The organism is Flavobacterium sp. (assembly GCF_044371705.1).
Classification (GTDB): Bacteria; Bacteroidota; Bacteroidia; order Flavobacteriales; family Flavobacteriaceae; genus Flavobacterium.
In genome coordinates this window covers 1-3,903 of sequence record NZ_JBILTE010000223.1, presented here as the reverse complement: position 1 = coordinate 3,903, position 3,903 = coordinate 1, and the positions used below count along the sequence as shown (strand labels likewise).

Sequence of the window (3,903 nt, the reverse complement as noted above, 5' to 3'; positions counted from 1 at the left end):
ATTTTATACATAAGTTTTTGAATTTTCTTCTAATTTGTCATTGGAACTACAAACTAAAATCATAACAATATGCGTTCACGATTATGATTATTGGTGCTTTCATCTTTTCAAAAATGGAATAGAATTGACAAAATATTCTTCTGACCAAAAATGGGATTTAAACAAAAATATATTAGCTTCTGAATTTAATCTCAAGTTAGATTCAGTAAGTAACTTTTTTAAAAATATTAATAGAGAAAAGTCAATATTTTGTATCGAAGATGTTTCTAAATTTTTAAACCTTTTAAAACTGCCTTCTGAAAATGTCTTAAAATTTGAAGATTATACTAAGGTAATAATTGAAAATAATTTAGATTCATCGAGTATTGAATTAAGTATTGACGATTTAAGAAACACAAAAGGTTATGAATATTGTCCGATTGAATTAAGTAAAGAAGATGCTGAAAATTTATTAGAACAAGAAATTGATGTTGATAGAGATATCGATTTTCATAATGGGATTTATGGTACTAATTACCAAAAAAAATATAAAGCAAAATACTTTTTAAATGTTGATAGTTTAACAATTCAAATTAAAATTAAGTTTCAAGACGCTACCGATTATGAAGTTATTACAGGAATAGGATTTATAAATCATATGTCAAAAGTATATAATTACTTAAATAACTTCAGCTAAGGTGTTGCCAAAACGTAAAAAAACTATTAAAGGCTACTCTCCATTTTTAAAGTATAAAAAATCCCGACTTTCATCAGGATTTCATCTATATTCTACTCTTTAAATTCTTACTTCTTCACCGGAATATGCTCCAATATCTCCAAAACAAACTTCCAATATTTTTGTGCCGATGAAATCGAGGCTCTTTCATCTGGGGAGTGAGCTCCGTGAATGGTTGGTCCAAACGAAATCATGTCCATATTGGGGTAATTGGTGCCTAATATGCCACATTCCAAACCGGCATGACAAGCCACTACATTTGGTTTTGCTCCATTTTGTTTCTCATAAATCGAAACCAACACATCTAAAATTGGTGAGTTCACATTGGGTGTCCAACCCGGGTAACTTCCGCCAAAAGTTACTTCGCAACCCATCAATTCAAAAGCAGAACGCAAGGCATTCGCCAAATCAAATTTGGATGTTTCAACCGACGACCGTGTCAAACATTGCACGGTTATAGTTCCTTCTTTTACGGTAACTTTTGCAATATTATTGGACGTTTCCACCAAATCTTCCATATCGGCACTCATGCGATACACGCCGTTATGAGCCGCATAAATCGCACGAATCAAACCTTCTTGAACGCCTAAATCCATTACTTTTTTAGGCAGTTCGGTTTCAGTAATTTCAATGGTTAAATTCGGTTCCGTCGTTTTAAATTCGGATTTGATCGCAGCAATTACTTCTTGCATATCCAATTGAAAAGCTCCTTCAAAAATGGCAGAAATAATCACTTTAGCCACACTTTCTCTTGGAATAGCATTGCGTAAACTTCCGCCGTTGATTTCAACAATTTGCAACCCAAAATTTTCAAAACCATCAAATAATAAACGGTTCATAATTTTATTGGCATTGCCCAAACCTTTGTGAATATCCATCCCTGAATGTCCGCCTTTCAAACCTTTTACGGTAATTGTAAATGCCAACGAGTTTTCAGGCGTTTCTTCTTCCTTATAACTTCTGGTTGCGGTAACATCTACGCCACCGGCACAACCGATATCAATTTCATCGTCTTCTTCTGTATCTAAATTCAATAAGATTTCTCCATTTAAAAGTCCGCCTTTTAAACCCATGGCTCCCGTCATTCCGGTTTCTTCATCAATAGTAAAAAGTGCTTCAATGGCGGGATGCGGAATATCGTTGCTTTCCAAAATAGCCATAATAGTCGCAACACCCAAACCGTTGTCGGCTCCAAGCGTCGTTCCTTTGGCACGAACCCAATCGCCATCTACATACATTTCGATTCCTTGTGCATCAAAATCAAAATTGGTATCGTTATTTTTTTGATGAACCATGTCTAAATGCGATTGCATCACGATGGTTTTTCTGTTATCTAAACCTGCAGTAGCCGGTTTTCTGATGATGACGTTTCCTACTTCGTCTTTGATAGTTTCCAAGCCTAAATGCTTTCCGAAATCCATCATAAAAGCAATCACACGTTCTTCTTTTTTTGACGGACGAGGAACAGCGTTTAAGTCGGCAAATTTATTCCAAAGTGCTTTGGGTTCGAGGGTTCTGATTTCTTGGTTCATTTTTTTCTTTAAGGTTCTAAGGTTCTGAGGTACTAAGTTGCTGAGGTTTTTAGTTTATTCCCTCAACTCTATCAACAAAAACATTCACTAATTTATGGGTTTGATTTAATTCTAAACTATCATTCCAAAACTTATTCATTTCATTGTAGCATAAAATTCATTCATTTTCATATTTCCAAAACGAATGTGAATCACTTTTGGAGGTGGTTCGTGTAATAGAATTTTATTAGAAAAATCGACATCGTTTGTAATAATCGTCAAATTGCTATTTTCAGCATACTGCTAAATTTCTTCGCCTGATGATTGATCATTAATATCTTTTTGATGAATGAACGGTTCTGAATTCCAAAGTGAAAAATAATAGGGAAGATTTACATCAATCAAATATTTAACCATTTAAGCTACTTTTTTGATCGTGTAATTTCTGTTCATTAAAGTGGAGGCAAATTTTAGACAAGCATCAATATCTTCCATTTCTAATGATGGATATTGTTTTAAAACTTCTTCTTTTGCTTCACCTGCTCCTAAAAATTCTAAAATGGTTTGCACAGTAATTCGCAATCCTCGAATGGTTGGTTTACCATTGCAAAGCTTGTCATCTATCGTAATTCTATCTGCGATATATTCCATCGAAATTAAATTTTAGAACTACAAAGTTACAAAAAATGGAGTGATTATGCGATATGCTTTTCGAAGAGTTTTTGAAGTTTAAATTTCTCCCTGAATAATTAGAACAGAACTTTTAAACTGGGGTAAATCATAATGTATCACATCCCAAACTACATTTACATCCACACCAAAATATTCATGAACTAAGACGTTTCGCAACCCAATGATTTGTTTCCATTCAACATTTTGATATTTTGAAGTAATTGATTCTGATCGGTGATTTGCTGCTTCACCAACAATTTCTAATTGTTTGATACAGGCATAAACCATCATTGAATTAGTTGAAAAATCTTCAAAAGAAATACCGAAAATATAGTTTTCAATTTCAAAAATAGCATCAAGAATATGATTAATTCGTGCCGAATCGCCTAAACTACCTCGCATAAATCAAACTTTTTTCTTTTTCAACTTGAGGTAAAATATGTTTGGATAGTGATTTGGATGAAACCAAATCTACTTTTGAACCCAAAATTTGCTCTAAATCTATTTTCATCTGAACAAATTGTAAACCGATTTTTTCAGTGTAATCTAAGTCAACCAATAAATCAACATCGCTGCTGGTATCATTTGAATTTCTTGAATATGAGCCAAAAAGATAAGCCTTTAAAACCGGTTTGGTTTTAAAATACTTTTTAATTCTATCTATTTTTGATTGCTCTAAACCCATAGAGCAAAGATAGTTATTTTTCTATTGAAATTATGCGATATGCCTTTCGAAGAGTTTTTTGGCATCCTTAGTCGATACTTTGCCTACACATTCATTTTTGTGAACACACAAAACAGGAGCTTGTTTACACATGCCTTGACATTTCATTTTTTCAAAGGCAACCGTTTCTTTCAAACCATTGTCTTTGACCAAATCTTTCAAACAATCTTTGATTTCTTTGTTATATTTACAGCATTTTTTGCCGTCGCAGAAATAAATTACTTTTTCAGACTTTTTTGCTTTTCCCATGATTGAAAAATGATGGTACAAAAGTAAAAATA

6 protein-coding genes and 1 pseudogene are annotated in these 3,903 nt (G+C 33.0%); 1 reads left to right on the top strand and 6 read right to left on the bottom strand.

Going from position 1 to position 3,903, the window contains the following annotated elements; genetic code table 11:
* The first annotated feature begins 124 nt into the window (after positions 1–124).
* Positions 125–676 (top strand): hypothetical protein, encoded by a 552-nt coding sequence (locus ACIQ2S_RS11995; protein ID WP_396176307.1) that lies wholly within the window; start codon positions 125–127, stop codon positions 674–676.
* Between the two features lie 107 nt (positions 677–783).
* Here ACIQ2S_RS11995 and ACIQ2S_RS11990 read toward each other — a convergent pair whose 3' ends face one another.
* The 6 genes and pseudogenes from ACIQ2S_RS11990 to ACIQ2S_RS11965 all read right to left on the bottom strand — a co-directional run.
* Positions 784–2,247 (bottom strand): aminoacyl-histidine dipeptidase, encoded by a 1,464-nt coding sequence (locus ACIQ2S_RS11990; protein ID WP_396176305.1) that lies wholly within the window; start codon positions 2,245–2,247, stop codon positions 784–786.
* A 135-nt stretch (positions 2,248–2,382) separates the two neighbouring features.
* Positions 2,383–2,517: pseudogene (locus ACIQ2S_RS11985) on the bottom strand (DUF5615 family PIN-like protein); the annotation flags it as partial.
* Positions 2,518–2,643: 126 nt separating this feature from the next.
* On the bottom strand, positions 2,644–2,877 hold the full coding sequence (locus tag ACIQ2S_RS11980; protein ID WP_396176303.1) for a DUF433 domain-containing protein: 234 nt from the start codon (positions 2,875–2,877) through the stop codon (positions 2,644–2,646).
* Between the two features lie 78 nt (positions 2,878–2,955).
* Complete coding sequence (locus tag ACIQ2S_RS11975) at positions 2,956–3,300, bottom strand: DUF86 domain-containing protein (protein WP_396176301.1); 345 nt, start codon at positions 3,298–3,300, stop codon at positions 2,956–2,958.
* The gene (locus ACIQ2S_RS11970) at positions 3,290–3,583 is read right to left on the bottom strand and encodes a nucleotidyltransferase family protein (RefSeq protein WP_396176299.1); all 294 of its coding nucleotides are present in this window, start codon (positions 3,581–3,583) and stop codon (positions 3,290–3,292) included. The genes ACIQ2S_RS11975 and ACIQ2S_RS11970 overlap by 11 nt, the downstream gene beginning before the upstream one ends.
* Positions 3,584–3,613: 30 nt before the next feature.
* On the bottom strand, positions 3,614–3,903 hold a 290-nt coding region (locus ACIQ2S_RS11965), incomplete at its 5' end, for a (2Fe-2S) ferredoxin domain-containing protein (RefSeq protein WP_396176297.1).

Excerpts from the sequence above, each read along its gene's own strand:
- ACIQ2S_RS11970 (WP_396176299.1), bottom strand. The coding sequence starts at position 3,583 with ATGGGTTTAGAGCAATCAAAAATAGATAGAATTAAAAAGTATTTTAAA.
- ACIQ2S_RS11990 (WP_396176305.1), bottom strand. The coding sequence starts at position 2,247 with ATGAACCAAGAAATCAGAACCCTCGAACCCAAAGCACTTTGGAATAAA.
- ACIQ2S_RS11975 (WP_396176301.1), bottom strand. The coding sequence starts at position 3,300 with ATGCGAGGTAGTTTAGGCGATTCGGCACGAATTAATCATATTCTTGAT.
- ACIQ2S_RS11980 (WP_396176303.1), bottom strand. The coding sequence starts at position 2,877 with ATGGAATATATCGCAGATAGAATTACGATAGATGACAAGCTTTGCAAT.